Annotated in this window: 11 protein-coding genes, 1 tRNA gene, 2 rRNA genes, 1 other RNA gene and 1 pseudogene; 12 read left to right on the top strand and 4 right to left on the bottom strand. The window is 36.9% G+C overall.

Translation table 11 applies throughout. The annotated features are described in order from the left end of the window. Window positions 1–435: 435 nt before the first annotated feature. The 3 genes from FNL83_RS11400 to gltC all read right to left on the bottom strand — a co-directional run bounded on the left by FNL83_RS11400 (window position 436) and on the right by gltC (window position 3,348). Window positions 436–1,221: a YibE/F family protein gene (locus FNL83_RS11400; protein WP_001829362.1), complete on the bottom strand. Its 786-nt coding sequence runs from the start codon at window positions 1,219–1,221 to the stop codon at window positions 436–438. After that, window positions 1,218–2,330, bottom strand: a complete 1,113-nt coding sequence (locus FNL83_RS11395; RefSeq protein ID WP_002437110.1) for a YibE/F family protein — start codon at window positions 2,328–2,330, stop codon at window positions 1,218–1,220. Before FNL83_RS11395 ends, FNL83_RS11400 begins: the two co-directional genes overlap by 4 nt. A gap of 136 nt (window positions 2,331–2,466) precedes the next feature. Beyond that, on the bottom strand, window positions 2,467–3,348 hold the full coding sequence (gene gltC / locus FNL83_RS11390) for a glutamate biosynthesis transcriptional regulator GltC (protein ID WP_002456837.1): 882 nt from the start codon (window positions 3,346–3,348) through the stop codon (window positions 2,467–2,469). A 191-nt stretch (window positions 3,349–3,539) separates the two neighbouring features. On the opposite strand from gltC, the gene gltB reads away from it, so the two are divergent. From gltB to FNL83_RS11375, 3 genes are all read left to right on the top strand, one after another. Beyond that, the gene (gene gltB, locus FNL83_RS11385) at window positions 3,540–8,036 is read left to right on the top strand and encodes a glutamate synthase large subunit (RefSeq protein WP_001832455.1); all 4,497 of its coding nucleotides are present in this window, start codon (window positions 3,540–3,542) and stop codon (window positions 8,034–8,036) included. Window positions 8,037–8,053: 17 nt separating this feature from the next. Next, window positions 8,054–9,517, top strand: coding sequence for a glutamate synthase subunit beta (locus tag FNL83_RS11380; RefSeq protein WP_001829340.1), 1,464 nt, complete (start codon window positions 8,054–8,056; stop codon window positions 9,515–9,517). Window positions 9,518–9,579: 62 nt separating this feature from the next. After that, window positions 9,580–9,672, top strand: a tRNA-Ser gene (locus FNL83_RS11375). A gap of 77 nt (window positions 9,673–9,749) precedes the next feature. Here FNL83_RS11375 and FNL83_RS11370 read toward each other — a convergent pair. Then, window positions 9,750–10,571, bottom strand: coding sequence for a LysR family transcriptional regulator (locus FNL83_RS11370; RefSeq protein WP_001829404.1), 822 nt, complete (start codon window positions 10,569–10,571; stop codon window positions 9,750–9,752). A gap of 114 nt (window positions 10,572–10,685) precedes the next feature. Between FNL83_RS11370 and FNL83_RS11365 the strand changes: the two genes are divergently transcribed. The 9 genes and pseudogenes from FNL83_RS11365 to FNL83_RS11325 all read left to right on the top strand — a co-directional run bounded on the left by FNL83_RS11365 (window position 10,686) and on the right by FNL83_RS11325 (window position 21,664). Next, window positions 10,686–11,681: a YeiH family protein gene (locus FNL83_RS11365; protein WP_001829391.1), complete on the top strand. Its 996-nt coding sequence runs from the start codon at window positions 10,686–10,688 to the stop codon at window positions 11,679–11,681. A 189-nt stretch (window positions 11,682–11,870) separates the two neighbouring features. Next, window positions 11,871–12,091, top strand: a pseudogene (locus FNL83_RS12265) (trehalose operon repressor); the annotation flags it as partial. 107 nt (window positions 12,092–12,198) lie between these two features. Beyond that, window positions 12,199–12,468: signal recognition particle sRNA large type (gene ffs / locus FNL83_RS11355), an RNA gene on the top strand. Between the two features lie 370 nt (window positions 12,469–12,838). Further along, window positions 12,839–13,369 (top strand): GNAT family N-acetyltransferase, encoded by a 531-nt coding sequence (locus tag FNL83_RS11350; protein WP_001829347.1) that lies wholly within the window; start codon window positions 12,839–12,841, stop codon window positions 13,367–13,369. Window positions 13,370–13,435: 66 nt separating this feature from the next. Beyond that, window positions 13,436–15,142, top strand: coding sequence for a DNA polymerase III subunit gamma/tau (dnaX, locus tag FNL83_RS11345; protein WP_001829412.1), 1,707 nt, complete (start codon window positions 13,436–13,438; stop codon window positions 15,140–15,142). Between the two features lie 88 nt (window positions 15,143–15,230). Continuing rightward, window positions 15,231–15,548 carry a YbaB/EbfC family nucleoid-associated protein gene (locus FNL83_RS11340; protein WP_001829343.1) on the top strand — a complete coding sequence of 106 codons (318 nt, stop codon included), beginning with the start codon at window positions 15,231–15,233 and terminating at the stop codon, window positions 15,546–15,548. Window positions 15,549–15,554: 6 nt separating this feature from the next. Beyond that, entirely contained in the window at window positions 15,555–16,151 is a 597-nt protein-coding gene (gene recR, locus FNL83_RS11335) for a recombination mediator RecR (protein ID WP_001829377.1), read from the top strand. A 775-nt stretch (window positions 16,152–16,926) separates the two neighbouring features. Beyond that, window positions 16,927–18,477: ribosomal RNA gene (locus FNL83_RS11330) — 16S ribosomal RNA — on the top strand. 265 nt (window positions 18,478–18,742) lie between these two features. Beyond that, window positions 18,743–21,664 (top strand): 23S ribosomal RNA (locus FNL83_RS11325). Together the 16S and 23S rRNA genes form the textbook arrangement of a ribosomal RNA operon. Window positions 21,665–21,684: the final 20 nt, after the last annotated feature.

Raw genomic sequence — 21,684 nt, 5'->3', positions numbered from 1 at the left:
ATGAAAGCGCGCTAATTGAATATTTAAACTGTGCTCATTATAGAAGCCATTAACCTAACCTAGTTGTGCAGGTACATAGATGACTGAATCTTTCTGAGTGAAAAGATTAATGGTTAGACAGTATATGAAAAAACCTATTTGCTATATTATTTTGGCGATGCATTATAGAAAGTTAATGTTGAGCAAAAGTTGTCGGAGAAAAGTGAGTAAGTTGTTACACAGATGTGAGAAAGATATATTTTCATGGGTTAAAGAATTTACGTACACTATCAAATATAAAAAAGAATATGACGAATATTTATTAAAAATGCAATTACTTTAAATTAGGTTTATACATTAAAAATAATATTAAACATCCCATCGCCATATAATAATTAAGTTAAATTGTTTAATCATAAACGCTCTTTATAATTATTTAAAGGCGACGGGATTATTTTATTTATTTTGTTGATTCGTAAGAGTCTTCTTCTGACTGACATGTTTAATCATAAATGCTGTAATCCATGCAGTAATGGGAATGCTAATTGCAACGGCGATACCACCAAGTAAAATAGCTATAAATTCCTGTGTGAATATCTTCGAATTAATGATGTGTCCAAATGAATATTTTAATTTAAAGAACCAGAAGAATAAAGTTAATTGTCCTCCGAAAAATGCTAAATAAATGGTGTTGGCAGAAGTTGCTAATATCTCTCTACCCACACGCATACCAGACTGAAATAATTGATGCTGATTTAAATTTGGATTAGTCTCATTTAGTTCATACATAGGGGAACTAATTGTTATTGCTAAATCAATGACTGCAGCTATCACTGCAAGAACAATTGTAAATACCATAAATTGTACCATATTAATACCAATATTCATTGAATACACATATGTTTCATCCTGCTGTTCGGTGGCAAAACCTTGTAAGTGACCCATCTCAACTGAAAAGTATATCATGAGTATTAATATAAGTATTGTTACTAAAGTACCTAGAAAAGCCGCTTGTGTTTTTACATTGTAACTATTTAATACAAATAAATTAATTGCGGCTATGATAAAGCAAAATATAAATGTGACAAGATAGATTGGCACACCATATATAATTAAAAGAATACTTATTACAAGAATGATAAAATTTAAAAACAAAGTGAAAAAAGAAATGAGTCCTTTTTTACCTCCGAAAATAACCATTATCAACAATAATAAGAAACCTAAAATAGTAATTGCACTCATTGATTAACACCTCGCAGTTTAAACCATAGTTCCATTAAAGCAATTGTTATAGGAATAGTTAAAACGATACCTATCCCACCAGTTAATGCTCGAGCAACTTCTAATGACCAATTCATCGAAATAGTATAAGTAATAGTGTTAGCATTTTTTAAATAAATTAGAAACATAGGTAAGCTACCAGATAGATATGAAAAGAGAAGTATATTAGTCATTGTTCCCATTATATCCTGACCGATATGTCTTCCGGCAAGAGCCCAACGTTTCATGGAAATTTGAGGGCTACGTTTTAAAATTTCGTACATCCCACTTGCAATAGTAATAGAAACATCCATCACTGCTCCAAGTGTACCTATTAGTACGGAAGCTAGAAAGACATCCTTAGGAGGGAGAGTAAGGAAAGTGATTGTTTCGTATTTTATTCCATTTCCCCCGGTAAATTTGATGATGACTTCGGTAATTCCAACACATAAGAACGTACCAATCAGCGTACTTACAATAGTAATTAAGGTTCGGCTATGCCAACCTGTTACAAGTAGTAAAGTGAAAGAAGTGGAAATGATAATAGCACAAGTCATCAAAAAGAATAAACTTATAGCCCCATATTGATCATGTATTAAAATAGCTCCCATAACGGCAATGGTATTAACGATAAGAGATAATATAGATTGAAGTCCTACTTTTTTTCCAACAACTAAAACAGTAAGTAAAAATAAGCCGGTTATTATGACAACAATAGTATCTCGTTTTTTCTCTATAATAGTTGCGTCTTTAGGATTTTTAGAAATATGTAAAAGAACCTTGTCATTTTTGGAAAATGATTCTGAATCAGCTTGAGATTTCACATATTGGTGGGGAATCGTCGTTGTTTGCCCCTTGAATTCACCATTTAGAATCTTGAATGTTATCTTCTCTTTGTACTTAATATCTTTATTTTTGTGCTCGTCTGTTACCTTTTGTGATTGGATATCAGTAATTTGAGTGATTTGTCCTATAGGCATATTATAAAATCTATCGTTAAAAAACGTGAATATTAACGTACCTAAAAACAGGCAACTAAAGATTATCATCATCCAAGTAAAAGGTGTTTTAAAAAAATTCTTGGATTGCATCTTAAAACCTCAATTCTCAACTTGATAATCATATTGATATAGTGATTATACGACCTTTTATGATTGAACTCAAAAAGTTATCAATGAAATGTTTATGTTGAAGAGTGATAAAGTTTTGCAAAGATAAGATGAATGGTTAATATATAGTCGATTTATTTAATAATGTGCAAATTAAATTCCATGCTATATTAATGTCGTTTTTCTTGTTATCTTTTCGCATAACTACACATAGCATTCGTTTTAATTCTGTATGATTTAAAGGGATTTTAGTCCAATTTACGTGATCATATAGTAAAGAATTTTGACTAGAAATAATAAATCCCTTATTATGACTCAAAATATGTTGAGCGAGTTTCATATCTGAAATCATTCGTACTTGTGCCTTAGTCTTTTCAATCAATTTACTTTTTATTGAGCTTGTCATTGGTTCGAGACAGTATAGTGATTGATTTGTAAATTGAGATAGCGGGGGATGTACAGTCATAGCTAGTGGATGTGATTTGGGCACATACATATAATAATTTTCTTCAAATAAAGGCATGACGCGTAAATGTGTTTCCCGTTCTAACACAGGAGTAAATTCAGTGATTGCAAGATCCAATTGATTGGAAAGGATTTGATCTAATAATTTATCATGTTTTGTAAGTTGCGGAATCATGGTACTGTTACTTTGTTGTTCAAATGTTTGAATTAGGGGAAGAATCATTTGAGAGGCATCACTTTCTTCATATCCAATATAAATTGTCTGTTGGTTATGTGATACGTGTTGTTGAAATGAGTGAATGGTTTTATCCATTAATTCTAGTATTTGAGTTGCCTGTGAGAGTAACTGTCTACCTTCAACAGTTAATATGATATTTCTCCCACTTCTTTTAAATAATGTCACCCCCAATTCTTTTTCGAGTTGAGTGATTTGACGACTAATCGCAGACTGTGCAATGTTTAGTTCTAATGCCGCATCTGAAATATGCTCTCGACGTGCAACCTCTACAAAGTATCTAAGTTGTTTTATATCCATAGTTGATTTCCCTCCATTCAATAAAATAAATACTGTCTTATTCTAAACCTAGTATATCAGTATTTTTTACAATCGTTCTAATAATTAGATGAATTTAATCTAATTTATATATTGAACAGATAAATAAATTACATTATAGTAATTACTATCAAACAAAATTGTCAGAAAATTCTAATAAGGGAGTGTGCATCATGTACAATGAGAAATTAAAAAAGGGACTATACGATTATCGTGAAGAGCATGATGCGTGTGGTATTGGATTTTATGCCAATATGGATAATAAAAGATCTCACGATATTATAGAAAAATCTTTAGAAATGTTAAGACGGTTAGATCATCGTGGTGGAGTAGGTGCCGATGGTATTACTGGTGATGGTGCAGGAATTATGACGGAGATACCATACCAATTGTTCGAACAATTAACAGAATTCAAAGTTCCCGGCGAAGGATATTATGCCGTGGGATTATTTTTTTCTAAAGAGAAAGTTAGAGATTCAATTCACGAAGAGATGTTTAATCAATATTTTGAAAGTGAAGGTTTTAAAGTCATTGGATATAGAGATGTGCCAGTAGATACTCGCGCTATTGCTCAACATGTTGCAGATACTATGCCTTATATTCAACAAGTATTTGTTGACATCACAGGTGTAAAAGAAGTTGAAAAACGATTGTTTTTAGCAAGAAAGCAAATTGAAAAATATAGTGAAACACAATCCATAGATTTATATTTTACAAGTCTCTCTCATAGAACGATTGTTTATAAAGGTTGGTTACGTTCGGATCAAATTAAAGGCTTATATTTAGACCTACAAAATGAGGCATATCAATCAAAATTAGGACTTGTACACTCCCGCTTTAGTACTAATACATTTCCAAGTTGGAAACGTGCACATCCCAATCGCATGCTTATGCACAATGGTGAAATTAATACCATTAAGGGTAACGTAAACTGGATGCGAGCACGCCAAAATAAACTAGTTGAAACATTATTTGAAGATGAGAAAGATAAGGTGCATTTTATTGTTGATGAAGATGGTAGTGACTCATCAATAGTTGATAATGCGTTAGAGTTCTTATCATTAGCAATGGAGCCTGAAAAAGCAGCGATGTTATTAATTCCAGAGCCATGGTTATACAATGAATCTAACGATAAAAAAGTTCGCTCTTTCTATGAATTTTATAGTTATTTAATGGAGCCATGGGATGGACCAACTATGATTTCCTTTTGCAATGGAGATAAGATAGGTGCATTGACTGATAGAAATGGATTAAGACCTGGGCGTTATACAATAACTAAAGACAATTTTATTGTTTTTTCTTCCGAAGTAGGTGTCATTGATGTTCCAGAAGAAAATGTAGCATTTAAAGGACAACTTAATCCTGGAAAGTTATTACTTGTAGACTTTTTGCAAAATAAGGTTGTAGAAAATAATGAGCTAAAAACTAATATTGCTAATGAGTTGCCCTACGAACAATGGCTAAAAGATTATAAAAATAAAAATGATTTAGATAATATTTATTACCAATCTTCCGACTGGGATGATCAAACACTCTTCCGCTTACAGAAACAATTTGCTTACACTAAAGAAGATATCAATAAATATATGACAGATTTAGTCATCAATAAAAAAGATCCCATCGGAGCGATGGGATATGATGCACCTATTGCAGTTCTTAATGATAAGCCTGAGTCACTATTTAATTATTTTAAACAATTATTTGCACAAGTTACCAATCCACCCATCGATGCTTATCGAGAAAAGATTGTAACTAGTGAACTTTCATATTTAGGTTCAGAAGGGAACCTCTTATGTCCTGATGAATCAGTTTTAGAAAGAATTCAATTAAAAAAACCAGTTTTAAATGAAGCGCAATTATCATCAATCGATCATTCGTATTTTAATGTAACGTATTTATCTACACTTTATACAGGTGATTTGGAAAGTAGCTTAAATGAACTAGGGAACCGAGCAATACAGGCTGTACATGAAGGTGCGAAAATTTTGGTGTTAGACGATACGTCTTTAACTCACGAAAATAGTTATGCAATGCCAATTTTATTAGCGTTAAGTCACGTGCATCAATTATTAATTCGAGAAGGATTAAGAATGGAGACCAGCCTCATTGCGCAGTCCGGTGAAACACGAGAAGTTCATCACGTTGCATGTTTACTTGGTTATGGTGCAAACGCTGTAGTTCCATATTTAGCGCAACGAACGATTGAACAATTAACGCGTCAAGGTCAACTTTCAGGAACTGTCGCTGAAAATGTTGCTACGTATACCAATGTATTGTCAGAAGGCGTTATTAAAGTGATGGCTAAAATGGGCATTTCTACTGTACAAAGTTATCAAGGAGCACAGATATTTGAAGCGGTAGGTTTATCGAATAGCGTCATTGAAAAATATTTTACAGGTACACAGTCAAAATTATCTGGTATAAGTATTGAACAAATAGACAAAGAGAATAAAGCGAGACAAAGTGATGATTCTGATTATCTTGAATCCGGAAGTGTATTCCAATGGAGACAGCAAGGTCAGCATCATGCATTTAATCCTCGTACGATTTTTTTATTGCAGCATGCATGTAGAGAAAATGATTACGAGTTATTTAAAAAATTCTCCAAAACTGTAAATTTAAAACGTACGGATCATATTAGACATTTATTAGAATTCAAGACACGCCAATCTATTGATATTAGTCGTGTTGAACCAGCAAGTGAAATCGTAAAACGTTTTAATACAGGAGCAATGAGTTACGGCTCTATCTCAGCAGAGGCACATGAGACGTTGGCTCAAGCTATGAATCAAATTGGAGGTAAAAGTAATAGTGGAGAAGGTGGAGAAGATTCTTCACGTTACGAAATTCAAAAGGATGGAAGTAATAAGATAAGTGCGATTAAGCAAGTTGCATCAGGTCGTTTTGGGGTGACGAGTGATTACTTGCAACATGCAAAAGAAATTCAAATTAAAGTCGCACAAGGCGCTAAACCAGGGGAAGGTGGACAACTACCAGGTTCAAAAGTATATCCATGGATTGCTGAGACTAGAGGTTCGACACCAGGTATAGGATTAATTTCACCACCACCACACCATGATATTTATTCAATTGAGGACTTAGCACAGCTCATTCATGATTTAAAAAATGCAAATAGAAGAGCTGATATTGCAGTTAAGCTTGTATCAAAAACTGGCGTTGGAACTATAGCTTCAGGGGTAGCTAAAGCTTTCGCCGATAAAATTGTTATAAGTGGTTATGATGGAGGTACAGGTGCATCGCCTAAAACAAGTATTCAACATGCAGGTTTGCCATGGGAGATAGGCCTTGCCGAAACACATCAAACACTTAAATTAAATGATTTGCGTAGTCGCGTAAAATTAGAAACGGATGGTAAGTTACTGACGGGTAAAGATGTAGCTTATGCTTGTGCGCTTGGTGCAGAAGAATTTGGTTTCGCAACAGCACCACTTGTTGTTTTGGGGTGTATTATGATGAGGGTTTGTCATAACGATACGTGTCCAGTAGGGGTTGCAACACAAAACAAAGATTTAAGAGCTTTGTTTAGAGGTAAGGCACAGCATGTAGTTAACTTTATGTATTTTATAGCTGAAGAATTACGTGAAATTTTGGCTTCACTTGGTTTAGAAACAGTAGAAGAGTTAGTAGGAAGAACAGATCTTCTTCAACGTTCGACGCAATTGAAACCAAATAGTAAAGCAGCTTCGCTTCAAATAGAACGTTTAATAGAACAATTTGACGGGGTTAATACGAAAGAGATATCACAAAACCATCATCTTGATGAAGGATTCGATTTGAATTATCTGTACCCAGACGCACGCTATAGTATTGAAAACGGGCACTCTTTTACCGGAAATTATGTTGTTAATAATGAACAGCGAGATGTAGGTGTAATTACAGGTAGTGCGATAGCTAAACAATATGGAGAAGAAGGATTACCTGAAGATACGATACTTGCTTACACTGAAGGTCATGCAGGTCAAAGCTTAGCTGCATATGCACCACGCGGATTAACAATCCATCATACCGGTGATGCTAATGACTACGTAGGTAAAGGATTGTCCGGTGGAACTGTCATCGTAAATGCTCCAAATAGTCAACGTGAAAATGAAATTATAGCAGGAAATGTAAACTTTTACGGGGCTTCTAGAGGTAAAGCGTTTATCAATGGTAAAGCTGGTGAGCGTTTCTGTATCAGAAATAGTGGTGCAGATGTTGTAGTAGAAGGTATTGGTGATCATGGACTTGAATATATGACAGGGGGACATGTCATTATCTTAGGAGATGTTGGAAAGAACTTTGGCCAAGGCATGAGCGGGGGCGTAAGTTATATTTTCCCTTCTGACGTGGAGAAATTTAAAAAGGTTAATGCGCTTGAAACTTTAGAATTCAGTAGCATACGTTTTGATGAGGAAAAATCTCTTATCAAAGACATGCTTGAAGCACATTTTAAGCATACACGTAGTAACAAAGCACGCCAATTACTTGACCAATTTGACAATATTGAAAAGTTAGCAATTAAAGTTATTCCGAAAGATTACAAATTAATGATGCAAAAAATTGATTTGAAAAAACGTCAAATGGAACGTGAAGATGAAGCAACACTGGCAGCGTTTTATGATGACAGAGAAACAATTGAACAAGAGCTACAGCCAGCAGTCATTTATTAAAGAAGTGAGGGATTATCATGGGCGAATTTAAAGGATTTATGAAATATGATAAACAGTCGCTATCAGAATTGTCTTTGGTAGACCGTCTTTCGAATCATGAAGCGTTTCAACAACGCTTCACTAAAGAAGATGCTTCGATTCAGGGTGCGCGCTGTATGGATTGTGGAACACCTTTTTGTCAAACTGGGCAATCTTATGGAAGAGAAACAATAGGATGCCCTATTGGTAATTATATACCTGAGTGGAACGACTTAGTCTATCATCAAGATTTTAAAGCTGCTTACGAAAGATTGAGAGAGACGAATAATTTTCCTGAATTTACAGGAAGAGTTTGTCCTGCACCATGTGAGCAATCATGTGTTATGAAAATTAATAGAGAATCCGTGGCGATTAAAGGTATTGAACGTACAATTATTGATGAAGCATATGAGAATGAGTGGGTTCATCCCGCATATCCTGAAGATCATAAAGACCAACGAGTTGCTATCGTAGGTAGTGGTCCAGCGGGACTTACAGCAGCTGAAGAATTAAACTTTAAAGGCTATAAAGTTACTGTTTATGAAAAGGCGCATGAACCAGGCGGCTTGCTAATGTATGGTATACCAAATATGAAACTAGATAAAGACGTAATACGTCGACGTGTATCACTTATGAAAGATGCTGGGGTTTTATTTAAAACAGGCGTTGAAATTGGCGTCGATGTGAGCCGTGAAACACTTGAAGAAAATTATGATGCTATTATTTTATGCACAGGTGCTCAAAATGCGAGAGATTTACCATTGGAAGGACGAATGGGCTCTGGTATTCATTTTGCAATGGACTATCTTACTGAACAAACACAGTATCTAAATGGTGAGATTGAAAGTTTGAGCATTACTGCTAAAGATAAGAATGTAATTATTATAGGTGCTGGTGATACTGGTGCAGACTGTGTAGCGACAGCATTACGTGAAAACTGTAAATCTATTGTTCAATTTAATAAATATACGAAACAGCCTGAAGAGATTACTTTTGAAAGTAATACTTCCTGGCCATTAGCAATGCCTGTTTTCAAAATGGATTATGCGCATAAGGAATATGAAGCTAAATTTGGTCAAGAACCAAGAGCCTATGGTGTACAAACAATGCGCTATGATGTTGACGAGTTAGGAAATGTTAAAGGCTTATATACACAAATATTAAAAGAAACGCCTGATGGCATGGTGATGGAAGATGGACCAGAACGATTTTGGCCGGCTGATTTAGTCTTATTATCTATAGGGTTTGTTGGTACTGAAACCACTGTTCCGCATGCGTTTGATATACACACCGAGCGTAATAAAATTGTAGCTAATGATACAAATTATCAAACTAATCACGCTAAAATATTTGCTGCAGGAGATGCAAGACGAGGTCAGAGTTTGGTTGTTTGGGCAATAAAAGAAGGTCGTGAAGTAGCACATTCTGTTGATCAATACTTAAGTAAAGAAGTTCTAGTGTAAACTCAAGAATAATTATATTGACTTTTAATTAAAGTCATTATATTATTGTTATTGTGTTAATTGGAGGAATACCCAAGTCCGGCTGAAGGGATCGGTCTTGAAAACCGACAGGGCCTTAACGGGCCGCGGGGGTTCGAATCCCTCTTCCTCCGCCATTAGAATTTAAATTCCAAGACTAATAGATACCGAAGAGGCTGGGACATAATTCCTAGCCTCAGATTTTTTATATACTCTACTTCATAATCATTTCAATGACAGCTCTAATATTTTCACCTATATATTTATCAACATGTTGAGCAAGGTAATAGTGACGTTTCACATTTAAAGTTGTTATCATTAATTTTTCATAATCTTCTGGATGAAGTGCTGATTTTGAAATAATTGCAAACCCATTTCCAGCCTCTACCATTTGTTTAATAATCTTAATATTGTTAATTTCTATCAAATATGGATTTAATTTCAACTCAGAAAGACCTACTTCCTGATAAAACCTTGTTCCAGACCCTTTTTCTCTAACGAAACATATATCCATTCTAGGTTGAATCGATTTTTTGTAAATATACACCATTTCGTCTTCCATTATTTCCTTACATTTTATTGCATTGTCTTGAATTTCCTTTTCTACAATACCTATATCTACTCTGTTGTGTTTAATATCATTTATAACAGAATCTGAATTATTAACACGTAAATGAATATGTAACTTAGGGTATTGTTGCATAAGACTGGTAAGCTGTTCTGATAATAAATATTCACCATATGTATAACTGCTTCCAATTGTTAAGGTGCCTGAGATGATTTCAGATTCCGATGTTAAGTTTTGCCATAATTCTTGTTCAATACTTTCCCGTTGCAATGCGTATTGTAATAGCTTTTCGCCATCTCTAGTTAGTTTTAAATATGGAGATTTAAATTCAAATATTTTAACATTATATTTTAATTCTAAACGTTTAATATCACGACTCACAGAAGGCTGCGAAGTATATAAATTTTCTGCTGCTCTAGTAAAACTTTCTGTTTTCATTACTTCAATTAATACCTTATACGGATCCATGCATCATTCTCCTTTAATTCTAATATAACATTTTTGATATATATACTATACTTATTATTTATTTAACGCTATAACAATAACGTGCTAAGATTTCATATCGAGGTGAAAGTACATATGAAATCAATAACGCAGGCTTCATTTATGAAAGGTATTATGTTTACATTTACGATTGCAATAATCAGTTATATATTAGCTAAATTTCCTATTTTACATACGATTGGGGCGTTAGCTATTGCCATCATTTTTGCGATGATATACCGCCAAGTCATAGGTTATCCTGAGCATATTCGCCCAGGTATTACGTTTGCATCGAAACGTTTATTAAAATTTGCGATTATCTTATATGGGTTAAAATTAAATATGGGAGATATTCTAGGTAAAGGTTGGAAATTACTACTTATTGATATTATCGTAATTATCTTTTCAATAAGTTTAACTTTACTTTTGAATCAAATTATTAAAGGAAATAAAGATATCTCTATACTACTTGGTATTGGTACAGGAGTATGTGGAGCTGCAGCTATTGCAGCTACAGCACCAATCTTAAAATCTAAAGAAAAAGACATTGCAATAAGTGTAGGTATTATTGCACTAGTTGGAACTATATTTGCACTTATTTATACAGCTATCGAGGCTATTTTTAACATACCTACTATAACTTATGGTGCTTGGACAGGTATCAGTCTACATGAAATCGCTCAAGTCGTTTTAGCAGCAGGTATTGGCGGGTCGGAGGCAATGACATTTGCTTTACTTGGAAAATTAGGCCGTGTGTTTTTACTTATTCCATTAAGTATTGTCTTGATTTTGTATATGCGTTATAAGTCACACTCAAGTCAAGTACAACAAAAAATCGATATTCCTTACTTTCTAATTGGATTTATTATAATGGCTTGTATCAATACATTTGTTCCTATTCCTTCATTACTTATGAATATTATAAATGTTATTACAACGTTATGTATGTTAATGGCGATGGTTGCTCTAGGATTGAATATCGTTTTAAAAGAAGTTATTTCAAAAGCACTTAAACCATTCATTGTGATCTGTATAACTTCAATTTGTCTGTCTGGTGTGACTCTCTTAGTTACGTCTATAATGTTTAAATAAGGTGACATGTTATATGTTTATATTTAAAATAAAAAAGAGGCTAGAAATTATGTCCTAGCTTTTATGTTGTATTTGTAATTTATATATATGAATAAATTTTCAATGTAACTCATTGTGCAGAAAATTTAAATGCTTTTGGAAATAAAGAATTAATGACCGTAGGAGAAATGTCTTCAACGACAATTAATCATTGAAAAGGATTTGAAATTAGATATAAGTTATTCAAGTAAGTCTATTACTTTTAAAACTTTTCCATCTTTTAACTACGGAATTTTTGGTGATCATTTTACACCTTTTACAGCTACTGTCAGAAGTACTGTTTTTTAAAAGTTACCAGATGTTTTCAATATACTATTTCAAAACATTTAGCCACAGAATTTAAGTTCAAAGAATTTTCAAGACGACGATAATTACATTTTAATGAGGTTCAAAAAATCGTCGTGTTTGTCTTTTAAGTGAAGAAGATTAAATTTTTACGCTTGCAAAGAGAGGCAGAATTATAGTAATATAGTTCTTACCGTGCTAGGTGGGGAGGTAGCGGTTCCCTGTACTCGAAATCCGCTTTATGCGAGACTTAATTCCTTTGTTGAGGACGTATTTTTGTGAAGTCTGCCCGAAGCACGTAGTGTTTGAAGATTTCGGTCCTATGCAATATGAACCCATGAACCATGTCAGGTCCTGACGGAAGCAGCATTAAGTGGATCCTCATATGTGCCGTAGGGTAGCCGAGATTTAGCTGTCGACTTCGGTAACGTTTATGATATGCGTTCGATACAAAGGTGCATGGTTTTTTACTTTAGATTTAAGCAAATTTTTATATAGATAATAAAGATCTAGGTTATGAAACTTAGATGTATAGTCCGATGTGAAGTTATTTAAATTTCATTCAGGGCTATTTTTTTATTTACAATTAAACTAAATATAATAGCTATTGATTTCTATCTTAAGTTGGAGTAGTTACTACGAAACACTATAATTATTTATCTAAATATTCATTTCAATGTTTGATGTTAAGTGTGATGTTTTACTTCAAGTCATTTTTATTAAATGGATTAATAACGAATAATTTGTTAAAGTTATATCGTTGTAAAATGAAAACCTAGTTAATTAAAAAATTTACGTCGAAATATAGAATGGCTTATTAAAATGGAGGATACATGCATATTTATTTAAGTACTTTAACAGAGGTCGATTATGAAACGTCACTAAATAGTATAGAAAATAATTATAATCTAAATCCAGAATCCAGTTGGCAAGATCGAGCGCGCGTTAAAAATCTAAGAAAACTTGAAAGCTACAATTATGAATTAGAAGTTATAGCTAAGAATGAATTGAATGAAGTTATAGGTCACGTTGTGTTAGCAGAGGTTAAGTTGTCGTCTAAAAACAAAAAAGCGATAGCGTTAGCCATTGGTGCACTGTCAGTAGATAAATCTATTCGAAACCAAGGTTTAGGTCAAGCCCTGTTAAAAGCTGTAGAAGAACGTGCTAAAGAACAAGGCTATTGTGCTATTTTTGTAAATAATCATCCTCAGTACTTTGAGAAATCTGATTATGAAGCAGCCCATTTATATAATATACATATAGAAGAAAAACGAAATCATCAATCATTATTAGTAAAATTTCTAAAACCAGTTCAAAATGAATGGTCTGGAATGACGGTGTATTATCCGGAAGTACTGGATTGATTTTAATTGATAAGAAAATATAAGAGCGTGATATAATAATGAGTAATTGTTAATGGAGGTGCTACGGTGGATTACCAAGCTTTGTATCGTATGTATAGACCGCAAAGTTTTGATGATGTGGTTGGACAAACGCATGTAACTAAAACGCTGCGTAATGCAATTTCAAAAGGTAAACAATCCCATGCATATATTTTTAGTGGTCCGAGAGGTACGGGTAAAACTAGTATTGCAAAGGTTTTTGCCAAAGCTATTAATTGTCTTAATAGTGACGATGGTGAACCTTGTAATGAATGTGCGATTTGTAAAGGAATCACACAAGGTACGAATAACGATGTAATTGAAATTGATGCTGCAAGTAATAACGGTGTAGATGAAATAAGGAATATTAGAGATAAAGTTAAGTACGCACCTAGTGAATCTAAGTATAAAGTATATATTATTGATGAGGTTCATATGTTAACTACTGGTGCTTTCAATGCTTTGCTTAAAACATTAGAAGAACCACCAGCGCATGCTATATTTATCTTGGCAACAACAGAACCACATAAAATTCCACCCACTATTATTTCGAGAGCGCAACGATTTGACTTTAAAGCAATTAGCAGTGACCAAATTATAGATAGACTTAAGTATGTAGCTAATTCTCAATCTTTGGATTACGATGACGCAGCATTAGAATTTATTGCTAAAGCATCAGAAGGTGGTATGCGAGATGCATTAAGCATTATGGATCAAGCAATAGCGTTTGGAGACGAACGACTTACTTTACAAGATGCTTTAAATGTTACAGGTAGTGTTGATGAAGCGGCATTAAATGAGTTATTTAATGACATTGTAAAAAGTGATGTTAAAGCCGCATTTAATAGATATCATCATTTTATTTCAGAAGGTAAAGAAGTCAACAGACTCATTAATGATATGATTTACTTTGTTAGAGATACAATTATGAATAAAACGTCTAACGAATCCGTTCATTTTGAATCACTTATTCATTTCGACTTAGATATGTTATACAGGATGATAGATATCATCAATGATACACTAGTATCCATTAGGTTCAGTGTAAATCAAAGTGTTCATTTTGAAGTGTTGCTAGTTAAACTTGCAGAAATGATTAAGACACAGCCTCAAACTGTACAAAATGTAGCAACAGCATCGGTAGCTAATGAACCAGATAATGAGATGTTATTACAACGTTTAGAACAACTTGAAAATGAGCTTAAAACCTTAAAAGAACAAGGGATCAAAACTAATAAAGTTAGTCAACAACCTAAGAAACCAACACGTACGATTCAACGATCTAAAAATACGTTTTCTATGCAACAAATAGCGAAAGTATTAGACAAAGCAAACAAAGATGATATCAAATTGTTGAAGAACCATTGGCAAGAAGTGATTGATCATGCAAAAAGTAATGATAAAAAGTCTTTAGTAAGTTTGCTACTGAATTCAGAACCAGTAGCAGCTAGTGAAGATCATGTGTTAGTTAAATTTGATGAAGAAATTCATTGTGAAATAGTAAATAAAGATGATGAAAAGAGAAACAATATTGAAAGTGTAGTTTGTAATATAGTTAATAAAACTGTCAAAGTAGTTGGAGTGCCGGCTGACCAATGGCTGAGAGTGAGAGCAGAGTACTTACAAAATCGTAACACCAATGAAACACATCAAAGCGAAAAACAAAGCACACAACAGTCTCAACAAATAGATATTGCTCAAAAAGCTAAAGACTTATTTGGTGAGGAAACTGTACACTTAGTTGATGAAGACTGATACATGACAAGCGATATCTTGGTATGTATAATGTAATAAAAGCTAAATTTTTATAGAAATTGTTTACTATTAAGGAGGAAATGAAATTATGCGCGGTGGCGGAAATATGCAACAAATGATGAAACAAATGCAGAAAATGCAAAAGAAAATGGCTCAAGAACAAGAGAAATTAAAAGAAGAACGCGTTGCTGGAACAGCAGGCGGAGGTATGGTGACTGTTACTGTAACAGGTCATAAAGAAGTTGTGGATGTAGAAATTAAAGAAGAAGCTGTTGATCCAGAAGATATTGAGATGCTTCAAGATTTAGTATTGGCGGCTACAAATGAAGCGATGAATAAAGCAGATGAGTTAACACAACAACGTTTAGGTAAGCATACTCAAGGCTTAAACATCCCTGGAATGTGATGAAATATGCATTATCCAGAACCTATATCAAAGCTTATCGATAGTTTTATGAAACTGCCAGGCATTGGACCAAAGACGGCTCAACGTCTGGCTTTTCATACTTTAGATATGAAAGAAGACGATGTTGTTAAGTTTGCTAAAGCACTAGTTGATGTTAAAAGAGAACTTACCTATTGTAGTGTTTGTGGGCATATTACAGAAAATGATCCTTGTTATATATGTGAAGATAAACAGCGAGATCGTTCTGTCATATGTGTAGTTGAAGATGACAAGGATGTCATAGCAATGGAAAAAATGCGTGAATATAAAGGTTTATATCACGTGCTTCATGGTTCGATTTCACCAATGGATGGTATTGGGCCTGAAGACATCAATATACCTGCATTAGTTGAACGCCTCAAAAACGATGAGGTGAAAGAGCTTATATTAGCTATGAATCCTAACCTAGAAGGCGAGTCTACTGCAATGTATATATCTAGGTTGGTTAAACCAATTGGGATTAAAGTCACAAGACTGGCACAAGGTTTATCTGTAGGCGGCGATTTAGAATATGCTGATGAAGTGACTTTATCTAAAGCAATTGCAGGTAGAACGGAAATGTAATAATATCTACTATTTTAAAGTCTGGGATATAAGTCTATATTCTAGACTTTATTTACATTTAAATAGAAGAAGATTGAACACGCTTATATATGAATCTTCCCAACATAGAGAATTTCACTGAGAAATTCAACAGACAAAGCAAGTTGGGGTTCGGTAATGGATTGAAACAAAGAAGAATATGATAAGATTTCTGTTTCGCTTTTTAGAATTCAGACTTATTGAGTTCACGGAAAGGCTTTTATAATTACATTTATTATTAATGAGGATAAGAATCAATCCTTCTTTACCCAAGGATGATGTAAAGTATTTGGAATAAAAAACAAGGATTATAGTAAAATAGTAAAAATATTTTAAAATGAACAACAAAAATAAAGTTTGTGAATAGGGTTTGTATAGGCGTTTAAGTTTTATTTTAGCAACCATTTTTCTGTATAACACGTTTATAATTAAATTTCATACAAAAAAAGTTCGGTTTTTCCTCCGGAGTAATTTGAATTGTTTTTGATAGTGTAATTTTTACTGTTGTTAAAACGAGAATAAGTCTGTATAGTGTTTATTTGTTGAGCGAAACAACTTAACGAATCATTAAACAAACGACTAAAATTAATTTCAAAAAGTTGTTGACTTAAACAACCATGAAGAGTATAATTAATTCTTGTCGGTAAGAAAATGAACATTGAAAACTGAATGACAATATGTCAACGTTAATTCCAATAAACAGTAACGAAACGTTACAAACTATTTAGTATTTATGAGCTAATCAAACATCATAATTTTTATGGAGAGTTTGATCCTGGCTCAGGATGAACGCTGGCGGCGTGCCTAATACATGCAAGTCGAGCGAACAGACGAGGAGCTTGCTCCTCTGACGTTAGCGGCGGACGGGTGAGTAACACGTGGATAACCTACCTATAAGACTGGGATAACTTCGGGAAACCGGAGCTAATACCGGATAATATATTGAACCGCATGGTTCAATAGTGAAAGACGGTTTTGCTGTCACTTATAGATGGATCCGCGCCGCATTAGCTAGTTGGTAAGGTAACGGCTTACCAAGGCAACGATGCGTAGCCGACCTGAGAGGGTGATCGGCCACACTGGAACTGAGACACGGTCCAGACTCCTACGGGAGGCAGCAGTAGGGAATCTTCCGCAATGGGCGAAAGCCTGACGGAGCAACGCCGCGTGAGTGATGAAGGTCTTCGGATCGTAAAACTCTGTTATTAGGGAAGAACAAATGTGTAAGTAACTATGCACGTCTTGACGGTACCTAATCAGAAAGCCACGGCTAACTACGTGCCAGCAGCCGCGGTAATACGTAGGTGGCAAGCGTTATCCGGAATTATTGGGCGTAAAGCGCGCGTAGGCGGTTTTTTAAGTCTGATGTGAAAGCCCACGGCTCAACCGTGGAGGGTCATTGGAAACTGGAAAACTTGAGTGCAGAAGAGGAAAGTGGAATTCCATGTGTAGCGGTGAAATGCGCAGAGATATGGAGGAACACCAGTGGCGAAGGCGACTTTCTGGTCTGTAACTGACGCTGATGTGCGAAAGCGTGGGGATCAAACAGGATTAGATACCCTGGTAGTCCACGCCGTAAACGATGAGTGCTAAGTGTTAGGGGGTTTCCGCCCCTTAGTGCTGCAGCTAACGCATTAAGCACTCCGCCTGGGGAGTACGACCGCAAGGTTGAAACTCAAAGGAATTGACGGGGACCCGCACAAGCGGTGGAGCATGTGGTTTAATTCGAAGCAACGCGAAGAACCTTACCAAATCTTGACATCCTCTGACCCCTCTAGAGATAGAGTTTTCCCCTTCGGGGGACAGAGTGACAGGTGGTGCATGGTTGTCGTCAGCTCGTGTCGTGAGATGTTGGGTTAAGTCCCGCAACGAGCGCAACCCTTAAGCTTAGTTGCCATCATTAAGTTGGGCACTCTAAGTTGACTGCCGGTGACAAACCGGAGGAAGGTGGGGATGACGTCAAATCATCATGCCCCTTATGATTTGGGCTACACACGTGCTACAATGGACAATACAAAGGGTAGCGAAACCGCGAGGTCAAGCAAATCCCATAAAGTTGTTCTCAGTTCGGATTGTAGTCTGCAACTCGACTATATGAAGCTGGAATCGCTAGTAATCGTAGATCAGCATGCTACGGTGAATACGTTCCCGGGTCTTGTACACACCGCCCGTCACACCACGAGAGTTTGTAACACCCGAAGCCGGTGGAGTAACCATTTGGAGCTAGCCGTCGAAGGTGGGACAAATGATTGGGGTGAAGTCGTAACAAGGTAGCCGTATCGGAAGGTGCGGCTGGATCACCTCCTTTCTAAGGATATATTCGGAACATCTTCTACGAAGATGAGGGAATAACGTGACATATTGTATTCAGTTTTGAATGTTTATTAACATTCATTTGTACATTGAAAACTAGATAAGTAAGTAAGATTTTACCAAGCAAAACCGAGTGAATAGAGTTTTAAATAAGCTTGAATTCATAAATAATCGCTAGTGTTCGAAAGAACACTCACAAGATTAATAACTAGTTTTAGCTATTTATTTTGAATAACAATTCAAAATATGGTGGAAACATAGATTAAGTTATTAAGGGCGCACGGTGGATGCCTTGGCACTAGAAGCCGATGAAGGACGTTACTAACGACGATATGCTTTGGGTAGCTGTAAGTAAGCGTTGATCCAGAGATTTCCGAATGGGGGAACCCAGCATGAGTTATGTCATGTTATCGACATGTGAATTTATAGCATGTCAGAAGGCAGACCCGGAGAACTGAAACATCTTAGTACCCGGAGGAAGAGAAAGAAAAATCGATTCCCTGAGTAGCGGCGAGCGAAACGGGAAGAGCCCAAACCAACAAGCTTGCTTGTTGGGGTTGTAGGACACTCTATACGGAGTTACAAAAGAACATGTTAGACGAATCATCTGGAAAGATGAATCAAAGAAGGTAATAATCCTGTAGTCGAAAACATATTCTCTCTTGAGTGGATCCTGAGTACGACGGAGCACGTGAAATTCCGTCGGAATCTGGGAGGACCATCTCCTAAGGCTAAATACTCTCTAGTGACCGATAGTGAACCAGTACCGTGAGGGAAAGGTGAAAAGTACCCCGGAAGGGGAGTGAAAGAGAACTTGAAACCGTGTGCTTACAAGTAGTCAGAGCCCGTTAATGGGTGATGGCGTGCCTTTTGTAGAATGAACCGGCGAGTTACGATCTGATGCAAGGTTAAGCAGCAAATGTGGAGCCGCAGCGAAAGCGAGTCTGAATAGGGCGTTGAGTATTTGGTCGTAGACCCGAAACCAGGTGATCTACCCTTGGTCAGGTTGAAGTTCAGGTAACACTGAATGGAGGACCGAACCGACTTACGTTGAAAAGTGAGCGGATGAACTGAGGGTAGCGGAGAAATTCCAATCGAACTTGGAGATAGCTGGTTCTCTCCGAAATAGCTTTAGGGCTAGCCTCAAGTGATGATTATTGGAGGTAGAGCACTGTTTGGACGAGGGGCCCCTCTCGGGTTACCGAATTCAGACAAACTCCGAATGCCAATTAATTTAACTTGGGAGTCAGAACATGGGTGATAAGGTCCGTGTTCGAAAGGGAAACAGCCCAGACCACCAGCTAAGGTCCCAAAATATATGTTAAGTGGAAAAGGATGTGGCGTTGCCCAGACAACTAGGATGTTGGCTTAGAAGCAGCCATCATTTAAAGAGTGCGTAATAGCTCACTAGTCGAGTGACACTGCGCCGAAAATGTACCGGGGCTAAACATATTACCGAAGCTGTGGATTGTCCTTTGGACAATGGTAGGAGAGCGTTCTAAGGGCGTCGAAGCATGATCGCAAGGACATGTGGAGCGCTTAGAAGTGAGAATGCCGGTGTGAGTAGCGAAAGACGGGTGAGAATCCCGTCCACCGATTGACTAAGGTTTCCAGAGGAAGGCTCGTCCGCTCTGGGTTAGTCGGGTCCTAAGCTGAGGCCGACAGGCGTAGGCGATGGATAACAGGTTGATATTCCTGTACCACCTAGTATCGTTTTAATCGATGGGGGGACGCAGTAGGATAGGCGAAGCGTGCTGTTGGAGTGCACGTCCAAGCAGTAAGGCTGAGTGTTAGGCAAATCCGGCACTCATAAGGCTGAGCTGTGATGGGGAGAGGAAATTGTTTCCTCGAGTCGTTGATTTCACACTGCCGAGAAAAGCCTCTAGATAGATAACAGGTGCCCGTACCGCAAACCGACACAGGTAGTCAAGATGAGAATTCTAAGGTGAGCGAGCGAACTCTCGTTAAGGAACTCGGCAAAATGACCCCGTAACTTCGGGAGAAGGGGTGCTCTTTAGGGTTCACGCCCAGAAGAGCCGCAGTGAATAGGCCCAAGCGACTGTTTATCAAAAACACAGGTCTCTGCTAAACCGTAAGGTGATGTATAGGGGCTGACGCCTGCCCGGTGCTGGAAGGTTAAGAGGAGTGGTTAGCTTCTGCGAAGCTACGAATCGAAGCCCCAGTAAACGGCGGCCGTAACTATAACGGTCCTAAGGTAGCGAAATTCCTTGTCGGGTAAGTTCCGACCCGCACGAAAGGCGTAACGATTTGGGCACTGTCTCAACGAGAGACTCGGTGAAATCATAGTACCTGTGAAGATGCAGGTTACCCGCGACAGGACGGAAAGACCCCGTGGAGCTTTACTGTAGCCTGATATTGAAATTCGGCACAGCTTGTACAGGATAGGTAGGAGCCTTTGAAACGTGAGCGCTAGCTTACGTGGAGGCGTTGGTGGGATACTACCCTAGCTGTGTTGGCTTTCTAACCCGCACCACTTATCGTGGTGGGAGACAGTGTCAGGCGGGCAGTTTGACTGGGGCGGTCGCCTCCTAAAAGGTAACGGAGGCGCTCAAAGGTTCCCTCAGAATGGTTGGAAATCATTCATAGAGTGTAAAGGCATAAGGGAGCTTGACTGCGAGACCTACAAGTCGAGCAGGGTCGAAAGACGGACTTAGTGATCCGGTGGTTCCGCATGGAAGGGCCATCGCTCAACGGATAAAAGCTACCCCGGGGATAACAGGCTTATCTCCCCCAAGAGTTCACATCGACGGGGAGGTTTGGCACCTCGATGTCGGCTCATCGCATCCTGGGGCTGTAGTCGGTCCCAAGGGTTGGGCTGTTCGCCCATTAAAGCGGTACGCGAGCTGGGTTCAGAACGTCGTGAGACAGTTCGGTCCCTATCCGTCGTGGGCGTAGGAAATTTGAGAGGAGCTGTCCTTAGTACGAGAGGACCGGGATGGACATACCTCTGGTGTACCAGTTGTCGTGCCAACGGCATAGCTGGGTAGCTATGTATGGACGGGATAAGTGCTGAAAGCATCTAAGCATGAAGCCCCCCTCAAGATGAGATTTCCCAACTTCGGTTATAAGATCCCTCGAAGATGACGAGGTTAATAGGTTCGAGGTGGAAGCGTGGTGACACGTGGAGCTGACGAATACTAATCGATCGAAGACTTAATCAATTTTTAAAAAACGTTTTGCG

It is taken from the genome of Staphylococcus epidermidis (assembly GCF_006742205.1).
GTDB lineage: Bacteria > Bacillota > Bacilli > Staphylococcales > Staphylococcaceae > Staphylococcus > Staphylococcus epidermidis.
This window is presented reverse-complemented; position numbering and strand designations above follow the sequence as displayed.

Coding starts and splice junctions, on each gene's coding strand:
- FNL83_RS11365 (WP_001829391.1), top strand. CDS start 10,686: ATGAAATCAATAACGCAGGCTTCATTTATGAAAGGTATTATGTTTACA.
- FNL83_RS11340 (WP_001829343.1), top strand. CDS start 15,231: ATGCGCGGTGGCGGAAATATGCAACAAATGATGAAACAAATGCAGAAA.
- gltB (WP_001832455.1), top strand. CDS start 3,540: ATGTACAATGAGAAATTAAAAAAGGGACTATACGATTATCGTGAAGAG.
- FNL83_RS11400 (WP_001829362.1), bottom strand. CDS start 1,221: ATGAGTGCAATTACTATTTTAGGTTTCTTATTATTGTTGATAATGGTT.
- gltC (WP_002456837.1), bottom strand. CDS start 3,348: ATGGATATAAAACAACTTAGATACTTTGTAGAGGTTGCACGTCGAGAG.
- FNL83_RS11370 (WP_001829404.1), bottom strand. CDS start 10,571: ATGGATCCGTATAAGGTATTAATTGAAGTAATGAAAACAGAAAGTTTT.
- recR (WP_001829377.1), top strand. CDS start 15,555: ATGCATTATCCAGAACCTATATCAAAGCTTATCGATAGTTTTATGAAA.
- FNL83_RS11350 (WP_001829347.1), top strand. CDS start 12,839: ATGCATATTTATTTAAGTACTTTAACAGAGGTCGATTATGAAACGTCA.
- FNL83_RS11380 (WP_001829340.1), top strand. CDS start 8,054: ATGGGCGAATTTAAAGGATTTATGAAATATGATAAACAGTCGCTATCA.
- FNL83_RS11395 (WP_002437110.1), bottom strand. CDS start 2,330: ATGCAATCCAAGAATTTTTTTAAAACACCTTTTACTTGGATGATGATA.